Origin of the sequence: Bacteroides faecalis, from assembly GCF_003865075.1 — a bacterium.
GTDB classification, from domain to species: domain Bacteria; phylum Bacteroidota; class Bacteroidia; order Bacteroidales; family Bacteroidaceae; genus Bacteroides; species Bacteroides faecalis.
Genome location: NZ_BHWB01000003.1, coordinates 519,726 through 538,761 on the forward strand (window position 1 = coordinate 519,726; position 19,036 = coordinate 538,761).

Consider the following 19,036-nt stretch of genomic DNA (forward strand, 5'->3'; position numbering starts at 1 on the left):
TTTGTATGCTTCAGGAAACGAATGCACAAGGTAAAGTTTGTCTAAAGGGGAATGACTCAAACATCTCATACGTCGGTCGTACGGAAATACAAGGAGACGGGGCAGTATCATTCGATTGGACCGGAACTTATCTTCGTACCAAGCTTTCGGGAGGAGAATTGTCTATCCGGCTTTCAGATACAGGGATCAATTACTATAATGTATTTGTGGATGGTCTTTTGCATAAGGTGGTAAAAGTATTCGGCAAAGATACATTGATTAATTTTGTATCTGGTATTGATAAAGGATTTCACCGTATTCTCATTCAGAAACGTACGGAAGGTGAATGGGGGCAAACGACTATTCACCAGTTTGTATTGCCTCAGGGAGGTCAATTGAAGAGAGAAATGAATATTCCGCTCAGACATATCGAGTTTATAGGTAATTCCCTGACTTGTGGCTTCGGAACGGAAGGTAAGGATCGCAGTGAACCTTATAAAGCGGAAACTGAAAATTGTAATTTGTCATACGCTGCTATTATATCCCGCTATTTTAATGCGGATTATACTTTCATTGCACATTCAGGAAGAGGAGTCGTACGAAATTATGGCGATTCAGTGAGAGTATCGGCGGTGACAATGAAAGATCGAATGCTGAATACTTTTGATATTAACTTAGAGAAGAAGTGGAATTTTAAAGCATATAAGCCGGACTTAGTTGTTATTAATTTAGGAAGCAACGACTTTTCTACGGATCTGTATCCGTTGGAGGAAGAGTTTATCCATGCTTATAAGCTATTGATTAGTAGATTACGCACTTATTACGGCAATGTCCCCATTCTTTGTATCAGTCCGTCTATAGCGCAAAGACAAATTATAGGATATATGGAACTCTTGCGTCAAGACTTGAATGATCCGCAAGTATATTTGTTTGTTTTCCCGGAAGGACTCTATAATAATACGACGGATTTAGGTGCTGTGTGGCATCCTAATTACAAGGGGCAAATGAAAATGGCAATGTCACTCGTACCGTATATTTCTACGATTATGAATTGGCCGTTAAAAGACTTATTCACCAAATAAGGCTAAAAAGATGTACTAGAGTTACTCGAAGGAAGTACTAGAGTGATCCGAATAATGTATTAGAGTTACTCGGAAGATGTACAAGGATTGGGCAAGTCATGTACATGAATTGGATAGGTCTAGTACAAGAAGCACTTGAAAGATGTATTTGAAAAACAGCGGATGCTTGGATAAAATCATACGGTAAAGTTGTAGCAATTGTACGGTTGTTTTTTATAAAATGACCGCACAGTTTCAGTAAAAGATGCGGTTCGTTTACCTAAAATCTATGGGAAGTTTGTTTTTGTTTATTCCAATGTTTTTTTCAATCATTGGGATAGTTGAAAACAAACATTAGTATCTTTTTTCGTATTAACACCGGTCTGTTTGATAAATGAAAACCCTTTTGAGTCATCGTCATATTTCTCTCTATCTCGCTATCATTCAGGATGATAAAATGCGTCATCTTTTTTAAGACTATTTTCCTTTGTAAAGTTGCGTATGCAAATAAAAAATCATATCCGCAAGTCTTATAAAAAAGATGACGCAATACAATATGCTGTATTTTAGAGGTTTATGCAAAAATATGACGATGACTCAAAATGGTTTTCAATTACTAAAGACTCACCCAAAACACTCTAAATATAAAAAATATAGCCCAAACAATTTATCGACGTGCTTTTTGCCTTTTAATGATAATATTTGCCAATCGATAATAGAGCGCTATATCTTTTTCCGAACCATTTTTTAATGCATAAAAAGCACTTCCTCCTTGATAATAGGCAACATCCGTATTTTCGAAAACATGATTGCGTTCAAATCCATCTATATATGCATGCATACGGGGAGCTTTATCATTCAACGCCCTTTCATCGAATTCACACTCCATCGACATTCCATATTGACGTGCTAACTTGCATGCATCATCTATGCGAGAATCCGGAATGTTTGAATTGAAAAAATGATTCGGTTGCAAATATGCCTTGTCGAAGCCTAACTCTTTCCATGTAGTATATCCATCAGATTTGAAGTAAGGAATCCAATAAAAAGACTGTTTGTCTTCATGAATATAGTCGGCGATATGTTTCACAAACGTCCGCGTATGAGTCGCTTCCTCTGCTAACCAATAAAATCCTGCCAATTCAACATTTTTAAGATGAGCCTTTTTAAATCGTTCTGTAATAAAATCAATATACCATTTACAGGCAGATATGCGGTCTTCATCTTTTGAAAAATCAAGCTTTTTCCCATCTAGTTCACCCCAATTCTTTTGATTTGGAATAGGTTCCGGTAGCGATAAAACTATTTTTCTCTTTTTAGGAAGCTTGCCGCAGACTGACTTTGCCTTCTCTATGCAATCATTTAATGCACAAATACTTCTTCCAGGAGTAAAATATTTGTCGATTAACATGATCCAATCCTCTTTTGTAGCAGGGGTTGGACGATAACCGGAAGCAAATCCGCAACGATTGCCATCATAGATTTCCAAAAAAAGAAAACCATCAAACAGCCAATCACCTCCTTTAGCATTTTGACGGGAAGCATAAACATATGGCTGAAATAGTTCCTCATTCCATACTTCTCTTCGGTGAGTTCCCCCATCATAAATCAACACCATATCCCGGATACTTCCTTTGGGAGCATAGCCTTCAGTTACTGCCTGTCCCGTCGTTGCCTTTTGAGATGACGAACAGGATGACAGGCAGAACAAGATTATTGTAAATACAAAAATACGATTCATCATTAATCCAGTACTTTTATTTTGATATTACGCAGCCATACATCGTTGCCATGATCTTGGAATCCAATGTAACCTTCACGCTTGATGCCACCGAAATTACTCATCAGGTAATAAGCATCTGTCCATCCGGTCACACTAAATTTGCTATTATCCAGCATTTTAATCCATTCCGGAGTTCCCACTGTATATTCCACGACTTTCTCACCGTTTTGATAGTGAGTGACTTGTCCGTTGTTCACTACTATTCTAGTCTTATTCCATTCACCAAAAGGTTTGGCATTTTGAGGATTGGCGGGAATCATGTCATACAAAGAGCCGGCTTTCCGATTACCATCTTTACCTGCTTTGGCATCGGGGTGATTCTCGTTATCCAGCAACTGATATTCGGGAGAAGAAGCTACCGCAAATTGACCGGGGATTTCCTGAATCATATACATAATACCGGAATTTCCTCCCTCAGATATTTTCCATTCCAACTCCAGTTCAAAATTTTTAAATCGATGGGCAAAGATGATTTCTCCACCTTTTCCTTGTTTCTTGCTGTCGAATTTCATCGCGCCATCATCCAACACCCATTTGTCTGCCAAAGTTTCGGAAGCATAACTTCTCCATCCATTAAAGGAAGTACCGTCGAATATCGTAATGTATCCTTTCTTGTCTTTTTTGAAAGTGGACAAATCTACTTGAGGATAGTCTATAGGAGTATATTTATCCGCATACTCTTTAATCATTTGCTTTAGCAGTAAAGGCTTGTCTGTTGTGATATAATCCACTCCCATACCAATCAAGCGTTTCATCATTACAGGGTCATCCACTGTCCATACATTTACCTGAAGTCCCTGGTTGTGCATATCATTAACTAAATTCAGATTATTGGTAAATCCGGTGAAGTAATAGTCAGCTCCTGTCATTCCCCATTCTTTTAATTGAGCAGGAGAAGCATCTCCATTCAAGTAATACACCTTTGCACTTGGACGTATTCTCACCAATTCCTGACATACTTCTTTACTGAAAGCAATATAATCCGTTCGATTGGCCAACTTATGTTTTTCTACAGTTTTAACTATTTCATCAACCAACACTTTTATCCATTCGGGGGCAGATTTTTTCGTTTTTATTTCAAGAATTAATTGCAGTTCCGGACAATTCTTAGCATGAACCAAATATTGTTCAAGAGTAGGCAATACTTCTCCATTAGATAATTTACAATTCTTAATCTTTTCATAAGGAGACTGTTCGATAGTTGTAGAATTTATCTCACTATCGTGATGGACTACCAAAACACCATCCTGTGTTCTCCAAACATCAAATTCAGAACCATAACATCCTATTTCATTAGCTTTATACAATGAACTTAGGGAATTCTGAGCAGAATTTTCCGTTTCCCAAAAACCTCGGTGTGCAATAATCTTTGTTTGCGCTGTTGCTGACAAAGAAAGAATGGTACATAAAATACTCAATAATACTTTTCTTTTCATAATATAAATGTTTTAAATATTGTATTGATGCAGCTTTGTTTAATACTGTCATCAAAGAATTACAAAAATAATAATAAATCTGTTTTTAGTATATCCAACCCTAACTTTATTGAATGCTAGTCTTTAATAAATTCAATATAGTATCACTTTCTATACTGTTTCTTTTCAATTCGCATAACACAACCTCCTCCCGGCATAAGCGTTACCTTCATTTTTTTCTCGACAGACACATCTTTTACCACCCTGACATAATCGGATGCAACACGATCTGCATTGATACCATCACAAAAGACTTCTGCTGTATACATACCATCTCCTAAGAAAGAAAGATCGAGTTCAAGATCTCTTTTATTCCAATTAGTCATTACACCTAAATACCATACATTATCTTTCCTGCGAGCCATGGCTATATATTGGGCTATTTTCCCTTCTAATGCAATAGTTTCATCCCACACTGTTGGTATACGGGATATAAATTGAGTACATTCCTGTTCTTTTTGATAATTAGAAGGTGAATCCGCAAGCATACATAAAGGCGAATCAAAAATAATATATTGCGCTAATTGCCTACATCTTGTTCCCTGACTCATAGGTTGAGAATGTACCGGACGATAGTTTTCTTTGTTTGCATTACACATAGCCCCCGGAGTATAGTCAGCTGGTCCCGCTAGAAGACGAATAAATGGAAGGGTTACATCATAAGTAACCATATCATGCTCGATGCCACTCCATTTCATATTTTCCAAACCAAATACTCCCTCAAAATTTAACACATTCGGAAAGGTTCGTTGTAATCCTGTAGGTTTGTAAGTACCATGGAAATCAACTAGTAAATGATATTTTGCTGCAATTTTAGCAGCTTGGTAATGAAAGTATACCATTGGCTGATCATCGCGATTCATGAAATCAATCTTAAAGCCTTTTATTCCCATTTCAGAATAATACTTGCATATATTTTCCATATCTTTTGCAAAACCATAATATGGCAGCCAAAGTATTATTCCAACATTTTTAGTTGCAGAATAAGCAATCAAATTTTTCAGATCTATTTCTGGTACTACCTGATAAAGATTATTCAGATCTGACCAGCCTTCATCCATGATAATGTATTCCAATCCATTTTGGGAAGCAAAGTCTATATAATATTTGTATGTGTCAGTGTTGATACCTGTCTTAAAATCGACCCCAAATAAATTTAATGCGTTCCACCAGTCCCATGTTACTTTTCCAGGTTTTACCCAAGAAAAGTCACCTTTTGCCGGTGTTGATAATTTATATACCATATCATTTCCAAGTAATTCCACATCCGATTTAGCTACTATAATAATGCGCCAAGGGAAACAGGTGTTTGGGGAGCATTTAGCAATATAGTTTTTTCTGGATAAAATGATTTCTTCGCGAATATCCTTACTGTTTTGTTGTACAACATCTGGATAAGGTGCAAAGAATCCATATAATGTTTTTCCCTTGTTTTTATTGTGCAAATACATTCCAGGATAATTGATCAGATCGGCCTCAGTAATAACTACTTTTCGTCCTTTGTCACATTCTACCATAATAGGTGCAAAAGCTAATCGTTTATCATCCCATTCGGATAAATGGATATATTCATATAGGCTTTCGAATGAGGTCATCAACTGTCCTTGTAAGTTCTCATATCCTGCTGAAGATTTTACGTAAGGTATATAAGCCTTAAAGTTTCTTGGAAAATTGAAGGTTGCTTGTTCTTCATTCACAATGAAATCTGTCTTCATCTCAGATTCAAAACGCCAGGCCATTCCTTCATTATACGCCCGAAATATAAGGTTATAGTTGTCATGGAATTTCAGTATTAACTCATTATATTCATTTTGTATCTCTGATTTCTTATAAATGCATGTGGATATTTTCTCATTTTTATAAAACATCTTTTTACTCCGTAATCGCGGTTTTATTCCCCAATGTTTTCCATTGGCCAGTTTCATAGAAATTTGAGAATTCTCTACAATAATATCGTCATCAAAAGAAAGTGCGTAATTTACGACATCGCTTATTTGTACACTAATGGATAGTTTTTCATTAGGAGATTTTAATTTGATGTTTTCTTGTGAAAACAAACTCCCGGAGAAAAATAAAATCGAAATCCATGTACTTATTTTCTTTGTCATATTCATAACAGTGCAATTATTAGATGGTTGTACCAAAATATTCTTTATGGGAATATTATTGAGCACAACTATGTTGGTAGTTTATATAAATTATGCAAATCAGCAGTTAAAATCATGAACTGATTCAGTTAATTATCTTATTTCTTAAAATCCTCCTGAAAAATCAGTATATTAGAAGAATAAAGCCATTCATTAGTATAATTATGATTTCCAAGGAGAAAGAATTAAAACTTATAAAAAAATATATATGCGATGTTTATGAGTTTTCACTCAAATTCTACTGCCAGCGGTTCAGGAATAAGAATAATAATCCGGCCTTTACCGATCAGGAATTTCTGACTATATTTCTGTGAAGCTACCTTTTCCTGAAATATTCATACTTTCTACGATTGATGAAAATGCTACAGGAGACTTGTTTTCAACTGCAGTCTCAGAAGTCAGACAATCTATTGAATCATTATTCAATTGGCTGAATGAAAAAACAAATATTTAAAGAGCAATGAAAGTCAGATCTAAGTTTGAACGTTTAGTACATGCGATGGAAAAAATTACCATCGCATGCATTTGTCTAATTCCCTAACCAAGAATTGGAATTCAACTACTGATTCGCATAAATTATTAATTTGTATATCGCCAGAATGTTACTTCGGAAATACTGAAACAACTTGCACCAGGTTTCCACGTTTCCAGAACCTTAACTCTATAGTATTGAGCAGAAGGAACAGAATTGTAATCAGGATAAATATTATCTCCCAAAGAATATGCACTTACCATTTCTTCCAGAGTAAGTGCTGAATTATCTGCCGATCCGATTTTTACCCAATTATTCCATCCTTCTTCTGCTGTTGGAACTCCCTCTCCAGTGTATGCCCATAGTTCCGTTTTTTTAGGACATCCATTCATGTAAGGCCAATAAAATCCACTACGATACCTTGCTATTTTTACGGATTTAGATAAATCTATTGTAAACCAGGCAGGTATCGTTTTAGGTTCAAATACGCCCCAACCAGCTTCGTTTCCCCAAGGATTTCCACTGCCGTCTTGATTGAAAGTTTTTCCCCATTTTCCGTCCCATAATTTATCAGGATTACCTCCGTACGCACTATCAAAACCACCAACATGATTTAATGCATAAGGTTTCTTCAACTCTAATATAAGTTTTGTCGGATCAAGTCGCATAATCTTTTTTGACTCAAAAATATCTATAGCATTGGGCTCAGGAGCAAATAAAGTGGAAATTTCAATTTCTTTGTTTATATCTACTTGTTCTAAAATCGTCTCATTGACTATATTGGGAATCTCTACAACTTTTTTATTTTGTTCAATATCCGTATATTCCATCCTTACTCCTGCTGAGTAAATGATAGAATCACCCCATATTATTTTCACGCCTCCATTATCAACAGCCTCATAGGTTGCTATTGGACGATTGTTAAGGATGCTTAAATAACGATTTCCATAGGTACGTCCCACCAAATAAGTTGGGATTGATTTGTTTTCAAATTTATCATAAGTATATATTTCAAAGTTATATATATTTTCCGGTAAATTCTCAATCAGTACATCTACAGTATTGTCTTTTAAAGAACTTCGATCAATATCCACAATTAAATGTTCTTTCGATAGATTCCAGTAGATAATTACTTTATTCACATTAGGATCCGGACCTAATGTGAGTTGAATTTGCAACCGTTCTTTTCCAGCCAAATATGTAGCACTACTTACTTTCCCCGGATAACGTAATTCTCCACCTTGTGCAAATTGTAATGGATCAATTTCGCCCTCACATGCAATGTTTAAGAATAAGGGTATAAAACAAAATAGTAAAATTATCTTTTTCATAAAATAGTCGTGTTAAAAAATTATTGAATTTCTTGTCCATATACAGTCACTTCTGCAAAATCAAGATTGCGTTTACCATTCCAACTTTCTATTGCTTTAATACGAATGTAGCGTACACCGGCGACCGGTGGAGAAAATGTCACAATATTTCCAGCTTCCCAACTTTCAGCATCTTCATTACTATTTCCTCCTATACTTGAAGGCTTCACATTTTCTACTGTAGCCAGCAATTCCCAATTATGCCAAGCTCCGTCAGTATATTGTATATAGTCTCCGCCATAATCCATAAATCCATATACTTCATACTTTTTGGGCGAATCATTTTCGAATCTCCAGTAATGGTTAAAACGTATTCTACTAATACAACACAACTGACCAAGGTCAATAGTAAAGGCTGCTGGTTTGCCCAATTCACTATCTTCTAGAAATTTACCGTGAGACCAGTTCGTACCACCATCGGTATATGGATTATTGTAATCTTCCGACCATCTTCCATCCCACATGTTTTGTGGAAGGTCATATTTGCCGGTCAAAAATTTTGAGTCGTTCTCTAAACGGATGGCTTTAAAATTACTTTTATCAAACATAATTTCCAATGTAGGAGTTATATTTGCGTAAAGCGTATCCGAATAATGATCCCAGCGATCACGAATATATACCCCAAATTGTTGAGGTATAGGTTCATATCCCCAGAATAAATAACGTCCATCTTTTTTATTCGAATAGTAGGTATCATCTTCTATAAATTCTCCATCAATAATGCGACCGATAGAAACTGCTAAAATATCACCAGTCTCATTTTTATATTTTACGTCGACTCCTCCTAAACCATTTTCAAGAGTCAGTGTCTGAAAAACTTTCATATATGGAGGTGTAAGTGGATTTATATCTACTAATAGTGGCTGAGATTTAAGTCCGCTCTTACTTACACTATAAAGTAAAACCTCTTGTACGTTTTCCGTAGCTAATCCTGTTATGGAAATAGTATCTCTATAAGTTGATGATTTAAAATTCAAAGTATTACCTTCCGGTGTATTAACAATTGCCTCAATATAAGAAAGATCTTTACTATTGGGGAGCGTATAAACTAAATCAGCTCCTCCAGGCGTAGAGATTACTTTTACATTCGTGACTTGTTCCGGCAAATCTCCTCCTTTGTTGATAGGACTGTGCTGTTCTTCTTCACAACTAAAAATAGTCGAAGCTATAAAAATACTCAATATGTAAAATAGATTAAGTCTACTCATTATATATGAATTAACAGTTATTCTTTTCATGATTATAAAATTTAATTCCATCCTGGATTTTGTACTAAATTTGTATTCCTTAATATTGCTCTCAAGGAAATAGGAAATAAATAATCTCTGGGTGCAACAAACTCCTGTTCAAACACTTTATTTACCTGATAATACTCTGTAGACGTTTTTCCGAAAATATTCCATCCTTTCACGTCTTTATTGAGAAATTCTGCAGATTTTTTCCACCTTTTCAGATCCCACAGACGATGTCCTTCAAATGCTAATTCTATTTCTCTTTCTTGATGTATGATTTCTCTTAATCCGTCTTTTGTATTTGGCTTATCGGGATTTATAGAATATTCGCTCCACGATTCTTTCACCCCTTTCAAACCTACTCTTGCCCTGATATCATCCAGTTGAGCAATGGCTTCATTGCCACGTCCAACCTCATTTAACGCTTCTGCATAAAGTAGCTTTAAATCAGCCAATCGCATTTCCGGCCAAGAATAGAAGCGGGTGGCGGCACCATTTGCACTATGAGTGTATTCCCAATTTATAATTTTTCTGATCCAGTAACCAGTTTGGTTTGCTCTATTCCAGTCTGCAGTTATTCCATTCCTATCACTATATAGTGCTCTTATTTGATGTGCATTTTCTTCATTTGGTGTATTTTTCATGTAAACGACACTGCCATCAAACATAAGACTTGCATAAAAACGATTCTCTCTATCTTGATTTAATAACGCAGTAGGATATCCCACAATGAGGTTATATTTTTGATCTTCCTTTGTAGTAGACACTTGATATCTTTCATTATAAGGCCAAGTCTTATCTTCTTCAATAGGTACTCCGTTCTTTGTATAAAAACGTTCGACCATATTGAATGTAACTGAAAAACATGAAGCTTGAAAACTGTTTTTAACCCCTTCTATCATTTGAGGCACAGAAGCTTCTGCTTGCATGACAATGTTTTGATAATCATCCATAAATCGTCCCCAAATCAATTCATTGTTAAAACGGTCTGTTATCGCACCACGGAAATTCATTTGGTATTGTGTAGGTTCGTGCAGAGTAGCTACTTCTCGGAAATGGTACAATTCTAATCCCGGAATGTTATCCATCGCACTTTCACACGCTTCGACTGCTTTATCCCATTTCGTAGCATCATATTCCTGAGGAAATAAAATGACCCCATCTTTGTCAGCATATCCTTCGTAATCTATGTTACCGTTAAATAACGGACTTGCAGCAGTTATCCAAAGTTTAGCCTTTAACATATAAGCAGCACTTTTAGTAACACGTCCGGCTTCTTCTGCAGTATTTTCGATAATCAACGGCAGATCTTCTGCTGATTTATCTAGTAAATCGGAAATGTAATTCACAACATCGTCTACAGGAGCTCGTTTAACGGATACTGCATCACCATCCATTCCTATGGATAGATTTTTATCGGTAATAGGTATAGGACCATACATTCTAAACAAAATGAAATGATAATACGCTTTGAGAAAATTGGCTTCTGCTATCCAACGCACTCTCGTCACAGTACTTAATTCGGGGACTCTTTCCGGTTTACTTATCTCTTCTAAGAATGTATTACAATCTCTAATTGCTTGAAACATTCCTCCATCCCAATAGTTTTCATATGGATTATTTACGTTTTGTTCGCCTCTAGAGATTCTGATTCCCGGACAATGGTCATAATGGTCGTTTGTTTCATATGTCCAAATGTCATCACCACCGAAAAATGTTAGAGTTGCTTTTGAATCTCTGTGAATCTCAGGAGCATAGGAGTATAAAGTCGCGAGATACCTTTCTGCTTCTTTTTGGTTGGCAAAAACGTTATCCATATTTGCAATATTATCTGGTGCGACATCCAGAAAATTATTACAGCCACATAATTGTGTTGCCAATAAATATATAATTGCGACTTTAGAACTATTCTTTAAGCTCTTTTTGATACTTGATATATTGATTTTCATTTCTGTATATTTTTTATGTTAGAAACTTAACTGAAGACCAAGATTAAAAACTCTTTGGAGCGGATATCCCATACCTTCTCCTTTCATTTCAGCATCCCACATTTTAAACTTACTTATTTTAAACAAGTTGGAACCACTTGCATAAAGTCTGAAACCTTCTATAAGAAGTTTTTGTTTCACCCATTTTCCTTTTGGTTCATATCCTATTTCAAGGCTGCTGAGTTTAAAGAAGGAACCATTACGGAGCCACCAAGTTGAATTTCTATTGTTGTTGCTTATTTGGCTTGTTGAAAGACGAGGGAAAAATGCGTAAGGATTACGATTCTCTTCCGACCAGTGATCCTTCGCAACAACATCCAACAGACCAGATACTTTATTTCCATTTGTTATAAAAGGGGTAATATTGGCGGGATTAATCATGAAAGAAGTCCGTGCAATACCAGAGAAAAAAGCACTTATGTCAAAGTCTTTATAGCCAACGGTAAATCCAAAGCCATAATTGACTTCTGGTTCTGTAGGGTATCCCATGGGCACTAAATCATTGTCATTAATTACACCGTCATTATTGATATCACGATATTTGATATCTCCAGCCATATAATCTCCGAATTGTTTGGGAGAATTGAGTACATCATCCTCATCAATAAATAAACGCTCTGCCAACAATCCCCACATTGTATTCCATGGATAACCTATCCTTGATCTGTAATAAGTGTCTTTCGGATAATTTGGCTCTTCATATACTGTTGCCTTGTTCTTTGCAAAAGTAAATGTTCCTCTGATGGTTGCCCAAAAATCTTTATTGAAATACTTATTATAGTCAGCAGCAAGTTCAAATCCATGAGATTTCATTTCTCCCTTAATTCCGCAACACTATTATAAATTAAACTTTTTAAGTACCTGAGCAACAAAAAGTTGCTCAGGATTTTGCCATGTCAGAATTTTCACTTATCTTAGTGTTGCAAAAAAAACAAGAGAATCCGACGATAGACATGGCGAAGATACAAATTAAATCTGAGAGACTCACTCCTTTTGGGGGATTATTTTCAATCATGGAGCAATTTGACTCCACATTATCATCTGTAATCGACTCAACCCTCGGTCTAAGGTGTAGATCGTTCGGTTATCAGTACAGCGAAATCATCCGTTCTCTCATGAGTATCTACTTCTGTAGCGGTTCATGTATTGAGGATGTCACTACTCATTTGATGAACCACCTCTCGCTTCATCCGACACTTCGCACTTGTAGCTCTGATACTATCCTCAGGGCGATAAAGGAGTTGACGCAAGAAAACATTTCATACACATCAGATATGGGCAAGACCTACGATTTCAATACGGCTGACACTCTCAATACTTTATTGCTCAATTGTATATTTGCATCTGGCCAACTGAAAGAGGGTGAGATGTATGATGTTGATTTCGACCATCAGTTCATAGAGACAGAGAAGTATGATGCAAAGCCTACATACAAGAAGTTCCTTGGTTATCGCCCTGGCGTGGCGGTTATTGGCGATTTGATAGTCGGTATAGAGAATAGCGATGGTAACACAAATGTTCGTTTCCATCAGAAGGACACGCTGAAGAGGTTCTTTGCGAGATTTGAACAGAATGGGCTCACTATCAATCGCTTCAGAGCTGATTGTGGATCATGTTCCGAGGAAATCGTGGAGGAAATAGAAAAACACTGCAAGTCCTTCTATATCCGTGCTAACCGCTGCAGTTCGATCTACAATGACACCTTTGCTCTCAAAGGCTGGAAAACTGAGGAAATCAATGGCATTGAGTTTGAATTGAACTCTATCCTTGTTGAGAAGTGGAAAGGTAAGGCATATCGACTTGTGATTCAAAGACAGAAACGGATGGATGGTGTGCAGGATTTTTGGGAAGGAGAATACACATACCGTTGTATCCTGACTAACGACTATGATTCTTCCGTAAGAGAAATTGTCGAGTTCTATAACCTTCGTGGAGGAAAGGAACGTATCTTCGATGATATGAACAATGGTTTCGGGTGGGACAGATTGCCCAAATCCTTCATGGCAGAGAACACAGTGTTCCTTCTTCTTACAGCACTTATCCGTAACTTTTACAAGGCCATTATTCAAAGACTTGACGTAAAGAAGTTCGGGCTCAATGCAACAAGTCGCATAAAAGCGTTTGTCTTCAGGTTTATCTCTGTACCAGCCAAGTGGATCAGGACATCAAGGCGGTATGTGCTGAACATCTATACCTGTAATAATGCTTACGCAGATGTTTTCCAGACTGATTTTGGATAATGCCTACAACTTATGGGAATGATATTGTGTATTGCCTCAAGTCACATTGTGGGGTAAGGGGATATTGTAGGCAGAAGTGGGTGCTTCAAGTTCAAATTATCTGCAAATTCAGTAATGAGAGGACGTGTAAACGCAATAAGGACGTTCAAGGGCTTAGTTGCGGATTTGAGGTTCTCCAATATTAGCGCGTACTGTTGTGCGTAATCCCATTGTTGAGGGAATATCGCCTCTTGACATCAAAATGTTAGTGCGATGGTCTTTGAACATATCCAGCTCAACACTCAACGAGTTAAACAGAGCTATTTCCCATGCAAGATTGGATTTATAGGCTTTCTCCCAAGTTATGTCGGAATTAGCATAGCGTGATACTGCAACAGTTTGGAATTTTTTTCCGTAATCGGTACCGAATTTAATGGTACCGGCATTCATATTCATCATATTCAAATACCTTAATTCCGCAACACTATTATAAATTAAACTTTTTAAGTACCTGAGCAACAAAAAGTTGCTCAGGATTTTGCCATGTCAGAATTTTCACTTATCTTAGTGTTGCAAAAAAAACAAGAGAATCCGACGATAGACATGGCGAAGATACAAATTAAATCTGAGAGACTCACTCCTTTTGGGGGATTATTTTCAATCATGGAGCAATTTGACTCCACATTATCATCTGTAATCGACTCAACCCTCGGTCTAAGGTGTAGATCGTTCGGTTATCAGTACAGCGAAATCATCCGTTCTCTCATGAGTATCTACTTCTGTAGCGGTTCATGTATTGAGGATGTCACTACTCATTTGATGAACCACCTCTCGCTTCATCCGACACTTCGCACTTGTAGCTCTGATACTATCCTCAGGGCGATAAAGGAGTTGACGCAAGAAAACATTTCATACACATCAGATATGGGCAAGACCTACGATTTCAATACGGCTGACACTCTCAATACTTTATTGCTCAATTGTATATTTGCATCTGGCCAACTGAAAGAGGGTGAGATGTATGATGTTGATTTCGACCATCAGTTCATAGAGACAGAGAAGTATGATGCAAAGCCTACATACAAGAAGTTCCTTGGTTATCGCCCTGGCGTGGCGGTTATTGGCGATTTGATAGTCGGTATAGAGAATAGCGATGGTAACACAAATGTTCGTTTCCATCAGAAGGACACGCTGAAGAGGTTCTTTGCGAGATTTGAACAGAATGGGCTCACTATCAATCGCTTCAGAGCTGATTGTGGATCATGTTCCGAGGAAATCGTGGAGGAAATAGAAAAACACTGCAAGTCCTTCTATATCCGTGCTAACCGCTGCAGTTCGATCTACAATGACACCTTTGCTCTCAAAGGCTGGAAAACTGAGGAAATCAATGGCATTGAGTTTGAATTGAACTCTATCCTTGTTGAGAAGTGGAAAGGTAAGGCATATCGACTTGTGATTCAAAGACAGAAACGGATGGATGGTGTGCAGGATTTTTGGGAAGGAGAATACACATACCGTTGTATCCTGACTAACGACTATGATTCTTCCGTAAGAGAAATTGTCGAGTTCTATAACCTTCGTGGAGGAAAGGAACGTATCTTCGATGATATGAACAATGGTTTCGGGTGGGACAGATTGCCCAAATCCTTCATGGCAGAGAACACAGTGTTCCTTCTTCTTACAGCACTTATCCGTAACTTTTACAAGGCCATTATTCAAAGACTTGACGTAAAGAAGTTCGGGCTCAATGCAACAAGTCGCATAAAAGCGTTTGTCTTCAGGTTTATCTCTGTACCAGCCAAGTGGATCAGGACATCAAGGCGGTATGTGCTGAACATCTATACCTGTAATAATGCTTACGCAGATGTTTTCCAGACTGATTTTGGATAATGCCTACAACTTATGGGAATGATATTGTGTATTGCCTCAAGTCACATTGTGGGGTAAGGGGATATTGTAGGCAGAAGTGGGTGCTTCAAGTTCAAATTATCTGCAAATTCAGTAATGAGAGGACGTGTAAACGCAATAAGGACGTTCAAGGGCTTAGTTGCGGATTTGAGGAAATAGAAGAAACGTTCTTCTCCATTATTAAACCAATTCGTAAGTTCATCGTTACCAACAATTCCGAATGAGTAACGAACTTTTAACTTATCAAGGAAAGAAACATTCTTTAAAAATGCTTCATTTTTAATGTTCCAAGCAGCTCCAATAGAAGGAAAAAATCCCCATCTGTGTTTTTCGTCAAATCTTTCTGAAGCATTATAACCGAAATTAAATTCTGCCATATAACGATTGTCATATCCATAAGTTACACGACCGGACAAACTGATATTCCGTTGAGGAAGGGAACGTTCTAGATTACCCGCGTTAGAAAGTTTTTTCTCACGTACATAATATAGTAATGTTCCTCCTACATTATGAAGTTCATTAAAAGTATGATCATACATCAATGAACCTTCTATCCAGTTTTCATTCCATACTTCTTTTCCTTTTTCGCTATAATTCAGATAATCACGTCCTGTTGTTTCATTTAGGAGTATTACATCTTTCATTTCATTTTTATTTTCATTATCTTTAACACCCATGTAATAAAAAGGAACAATTGATCTGGAAAGGGCACTTTGAGCACTTCGTTTGGTATATGCCATCAAGCGTCCTTTCAATCCGGGAATAATAAAACTGAAATCCTGATTCAATTCAAATTGTGCAGTGAAATTAGCTCTATTATCTTCACTATATCCTGATAAAGCAGAAGCATAGGGATTGTAAAAAAGATCTGATTCGGATTGGGAGTTTTCAGACATAGGAGCATTTCCAAATAGAGGATGCTTGACCCACGAACGATATGATTGAGGATATACAGCAGGAAACATAACTGGATTGGCTTTCAGCAGACTTTTGAATACATCACCTCCCGTACCGACAGAAGGACCATGCAGGTAATCGAAAAGTGCATTAATTCTAACAGAAGCTTTTGTGCTATTCGTCAAATTCAGGTCTATGTTGGAACGAACTTCCATACTGGAATTCGACACGTTCGAATTAAAATCGTTTGACTTATGTGTTTTCAACATACCATCATCGTAGCGGTAAGATGCAGATAAATAATATTTGGCAATATCTGCACCTCCGGAAACATTCATGTTTATTCTGTGATTCAATGTATACTTCTTGATCATGATGTCACGCCAGTTATTGTTCGGATACAATAGAGGGTTCACTCCCCTTTTTGTATTCTCTATTTTATCAAAATCATATATTCTTTCTCCTCCTCGGGTAAGAGATGCATCATTAGCTAATTTCATATAACTAATATTGTCCGCAAGGTTATAATCTTTTGCATTGGTCGATAAAGAAGACTCATAACGAATATTAAATTTTGTTTTTCCTACAAAACCACCTTTGGTAGAAACCAATATGACTCCATTTGCCCCACGACTTCCATACATAGATGTAGCTGTTGCATCTTTCAAGATAGAAAATCCTTCAATATCATCAGGTTGTATCCTTGCCAATTCTGTTGTTGTAGATTCGATCCCATTAATCAGAATTAACGGATTGACTCTTCCTGTACCAAAAGAACCAACTCCTCGAATAAAAAATTGTGCATTATCGCGTCCCGGTTCTCCTGAAGTCTGGTAACTGATAAGGCCAGCTACTCGACCGGAAAGCATAGACGTTAAATTACTGCTTGGTCCTCTTAGTTCCGAAGGTCTAAGTGTTGCAACAGAACCTACTACTGTTTTTTTCTTTTCTTTACCCCATGCTGTAACAACTACTTCTTCCAATAATTCCTCATCTGCTTTTAAAACTATTTTTAGCTGAGTATTATTCTTTATTGGTACTTCCTGCGATCTATACCCAATATAGGATATTATTAATACATCAGTGGGTTTAGCGTTTAATTTAAATATTCCATTTGTGTTGGTAACAGTACCTACCGTAGTTCCCTTAATTTTGATATTGGCACCTACCACGGTAGTGACCTGATCTTCTTCATACACAACGCCTGTAATCTCCTTAATGTTTTGTGCCGTTAAGCTGCAAGGGATAAGCATTAATAAGCAGATACTTCGTACCCTTTTTAGTAGTTCTTTTGTTTTCATGTTTTTATACTTAAAGTTATATATTAGGATTTTATTCTCCGTTAATGGTATCTAATGTTTTCCAGCACTGATATAATCCCCTCGGCACATGAAAACATCCCTTCCACTTTCCCCCTTTGAGTGGTAGTAGCACTTCCCCTCTGCGATCCAGATACCCAAACCATTCGGGATATTGAGTATCCTTAAAATGGTTCCATGTATAATCGTGTACCTTCTCAAACCATTCCAGACAGTTTTTATCCCCAGTCAGCTGGTATCCTTTCAATAGCGAGATTAGTGTTTCGATATGCACCCACCAAAGTTTCTGGTCCCATTCCAACTGTTGGGGAGGACAGCCATTACGGTCCATGAAGTAGTATATACCACCGTATTCCTTATCCCAACCGTAATCGAGCATGGTAAGAGTCACATTCTTCGCCTTTTCGATCAATTCGGGACGGTTCAGGCGTTTGCCCAGATCCATGATGAACCACATGGCTTCAATAGCATGCCCGGGGGTGATCTGGCGACCTTCGAAACAGTCGGCAAGACTACCGTCCGCGTTTACATTCTCAACAATGATGCCTCCCAGTTCCGGACGGTAGAATACTTCCATTACTTCATGGATACATGTTTCCATGGTTTGTCGGAGGTACTCTTCATCCAATAAATGTTCGATTTCCAAAGCCAGATTACAGAGAATCATCGGTAAGGCGAAGTTCTTCAGATTACGGGTGCCCGGATGGAGCTTGTTCCATTTCCCTTTCGGATTATCGACTTTGGAAAGGACGATTTCAAATGTCTTCTTCGCTATTTCCGCATACTCTTGGTTGCCTGTGGCCAGACTCAGTTGTCCGAAGGCCATGGTGGCGAAGGTGTAGGAGAAGATGTTGTATGGTTCTACCAATGGGCTACCCGAACGCTCGAGAGAGAAGTACCAGTTATAATTCCCGTCATGTCCGTATTTCTTTAAGAATTCACCGCCTTGGATGGCGCAGTCGAGCCATTCCTGCCGTTTTTCCACTTTATTGTAGAGCATTGAGAACATCCAGACTTCACGCCCTTGAAGCCAGATGAACTTGTCGGTGTCGAATACGTTTCCTTCACGATCCAGGCAGGTGAAGTATCCGCCATGTTCCCGGTCTTGGGAGTGGTCGAGCCAGAAGGGAAGAACATTCTCGAGCAGTTCGTCCCTGTATTGATTTGCTAGTTTCTTAAAATCCAT

Annotated in this window: 12 protein-coding genes and 2 pseudogenes; 4 read left to right on the forward strand and 10 right to left on the reverse strand. The window is 37.5% G+C overall.

Going from position 1 to position 19,036, the window contains the following annotated elements; genetic code table 11:
* Window positions 1–5: 5 nt before the first annotated feature.
* The gene (locus EJF25_RS07700; RefSeq protein WP_370685708.1) at window positions 6–1,061 is read left to right on the forward strand and encodes an SGNH/GDSL hydrolase family protein; all 1,056 of its coding nucleotides are present in this window, start codon (window positions 6–8) and stop codon (window positions 1,059–1,061) included.
* Window positions 1,062–1,707: 646 nt separating this feature from the next.
* Here EJF25_RS07700 and EJF25_RS07705 read toward each other — a convergent pair.
* The 7 genes from EJF25_RS07705 to EJF25_RS07740 form a co-directional block, all read right to left on the reverse strand.
* Window positions 1,708–2,784: a DUF4855 domain-containing protein gene (locus EJF25_RS07705; RefSeq protein ID WP_125040760.1), complete on the reverse strand. Its 1,077-nt coding sequence runs from the start codon at window positions 2,782–2,784 to the stop codon at window positions 1,708–1,710.
* Complete coding sequence (locus EJF25_RS25540; RefSeq protein ID WP_235016751.1) at window positions 2,784–4,259, reverse strand: 3-keto-alpha-glucoside-1,2-lyase-like domain-containing protein; 1,476 nt, start codon at window positions 4,257–4,259, stop codon at window positions 2,784–2,786. The genes EJF25_RS07705 and EJF25_RS25540 overlap by 1 nt, the downstream gene beginning before the upstream one ends.
* Window positions 4,260–4,402: 143 nt before the next feature.
* On the reverse strand, window positions 4,403–6,406 hold the full coding sequence (locus tag EJF25_RS07715; RefSeq protein WP_235016752.1) for a retaining alpha-galactosidase: 2,004 nt from the start codon (window positions 6,404–6,406) through the stop codon (window positions 4,403–4,405).
* A 618-nt stretch (window positions 6,407–7,024) separates the two neighbouring features.
* Window positions 7,025–8,248, reverse strand: coding sequence for a DUF4998 domain-containing protein (locus tag EJF25_RS07725; protein ID WP_125040762.1), 1,224 nt, complete (start codon window positions 8,246–8,248; stop codon window positions 7,025–7,027).
* Between the two features lie 20 nt (window positions 8,249–8,268).
* Window positions 8,269–9,495, reverse strand: coding sequence for a DUF5126 domain-containing protein (locus EJF25_RS07730; RefSeq protein ID WP_235016753.1), 1,227 nt, complete (start codon window positions 9,493–9,495; stop codon window positions 8,269–8,271).
* A 41-nt stretch (window positions 9,496–9,536) separates the two neighbouring features.
* The gene (locus tag EJF25_RS07735; RefSeq protein WP_125040764.1) at window positions 9,537–11,468 is read right to left on the reverse strand and encodes a RagB/SusD family nutrient uptake outer membrane protein; all 1,932 of its coding nucleotides are present in this window, start codon (window positions 11,466–11,468) and stop codon (window positions 9,537–9,539) included.
* Between the two features lie 18 nt (window positions 11,469–11,486).
* Window positions 11,487–12,320, reverse strand: a complete 834-nt coding sequence (locus tag EJF25_RS07740) for a SusC/RagA family TonB-linked outer membrane protein (protein WP_125040765.1) — start codon at window positions 12,318–12,320, stop codon at window positions 11,487–11,489.
* Window positions 12,321–12,460: 140 nt separating this feature from the next.
* On the opposite strand from EJF25_RS07740, the gene EJF25_RS07745 reads away from it, so the two are divergent.
* Together EJF25_RS07745 and EJF25_RS25545 are read left to right on the forward strand one after the other, a co-directional pair.
* On the forward strand, window positions 12,461–13,747 hold the full coding sequence (locus EJF25_RS07745; protein ID WP_009040242.1) for an IS1380-like element ISBf12 family transposase: 1,287 nt from the start codon (window positions 12,461–12,463) through the stop codon (window positions 13,745–13,747).
* 12 nt (window positions 13,748–13,759) lie between these two features.
* Window positions 13,760–13,951 (forward strand): annotated as a pseudogene (locus EJF25_RS25545) (hypothetical protein).
* On the opposite strand, the gene EJF25_RS07755 reads toward EJF25_RS25545, so the two are convergent.
* Window positions 13,901–14,176, reverse strand: a complete 276-nt coding sequence (locus tag EJF25_RS07755) for a TonB-dependent receptor (protein WP_160119388.1) — start codon at window positions 14,174–14,176, stop codon at window positions 13,901–13,903. The pseudogene EJF25_RS25545 and the gene EJF25_RS07755 sit on opposite strands and share 51 nt — an antisense overlap.
* Before the next feature lie 153 nt (window positions 14,177–14,329).
* Here EJF25_RS07755 and EJF25_RS07760 point away from each other — a divergent pair, with 153 nt between their 5' ends.
* Complete coding sequence (locus EJF25_RS07760) at window positions 14,330–15,616, forward strand: IS1380-like element ISBf12 family transposase (protein ID WP_009040242.1); 1,287 nt, start codon at window positions 14,330–14,332, stop codon at window positions 15,614–15,616.
* A gap of 215 nt (window positions 15,617–15,831) precedes the next feature.
* Here EJF25_RS07760 and EJF25_RS07765 read toward each other — a convergent pair.
* Together EJF25_RS07765 and EJF25_RS07770 are read right to left on the reverse strand one after the other, a co-directional pair.
* Window positions 15,832–17,832 (reverse strand): annotated as a pseudogene (locus EJF25_RS07765) (SusC/RagA family TonB-linked outer membrane protein); the annotation flags it as partial.
* Between the two features lie 31 nt (window positions 17,833–17,863).
* Window positions 17,864–19,036 (reverse strand): n-acyl-d-glucosamine 2-epimerase, encoded by a 1,173-nt coding sequence (locus EJF25_RS07770; protein WP_125040767.1) that lies wholly within the window; start codon window positions 19,034–19,036, stop codon window positions 17,864–17,866.

Bases quoted from the DNA above. Each gene is read 5' to 3' on its own strand.
- EJF25_RS07715 (WP_235016752.1), bottom strand. From the start codon at position 6,406: ATGACAAAGAAAATAAGTACATGGATTTCGATTTTATTTTTCTCCGGG.
- EJF25_RS07730 (WP_235016753.1), bottom strand. From the start codon at position 9,495: ATGAGTAGACTTAATCTATTTTACATATTGAGTATTTTTATAGCTTCG.
- EJF25_RS07700 (WP_370685708.1), top strand. From the start codon at position 6: ATGCTTCAGGAAACGAATGCACAAGGTAAAGTTTGTCTAAAGGGGAAT.
- EJF25_RS07770 (WP_125040767.1), bottom strand. From the start codon at position 19,036: ATGGATTTTAAGAAACTAGCAAATCAATACAGGGACGAACTGCTCGAG.
- EJF25_RS07760 (WP_009040242.1), top strand. From the start codon at position 14,330: ATGGCGAAGATACAAATTAAATCTGAGAGACTCACTCCTTTTGGGGGA.
- EJF25_RS07705 (WP_125040760.1), bottom strand. From the start codon at position 2,784: ATGATGAATCGTATTTTTGTATTTACAATAATCTTGTTCTGCCTGTCA.
- EJF25_RS07745 (WP_009040242.1), top strand. From the start codon at position 12,461: ATGGCGAAGATACAAATTAAATCTGAGAGACTCACTCCTTTTGGGGGA.
- EJF25_RS07755 (WP_160119388.1), bottom strand. From the start codon at position 14,176: ATGAATGCCGGTACCATTAAATTCGGTACCGATTACGGAAAAAAATTC.
- EJF25_RS07725 (WP_125040762.1), bottom strand. From the start codon at position 8,248: ATGAAAAAGATAATTTTACTATTTTGTTTTATACCCTTATTCTTAAAC.
- EJF25_RS07740 (WP_125040765.1), bottom strand. From the start codon at position 12,320: ATGAAATCTCATGGATTTGAACTTGCTGCTGACTATAATAAGTATTTC.
- EJF25_RS07735 (WP_125040764.1), bottom strand. From the start codon at position 11,468: ATGAAAATCAATATATCAAGTATCAAAAAGAGCTTAAAGAATAGTTCT.
- EJF25_RS25540 (WP_235016751.1), bottom strand. From the start codon at position 4,259: ATGAAAAGAAAAGTATTATTGAGTATTTTATGTACCATTCTTTCTTTG.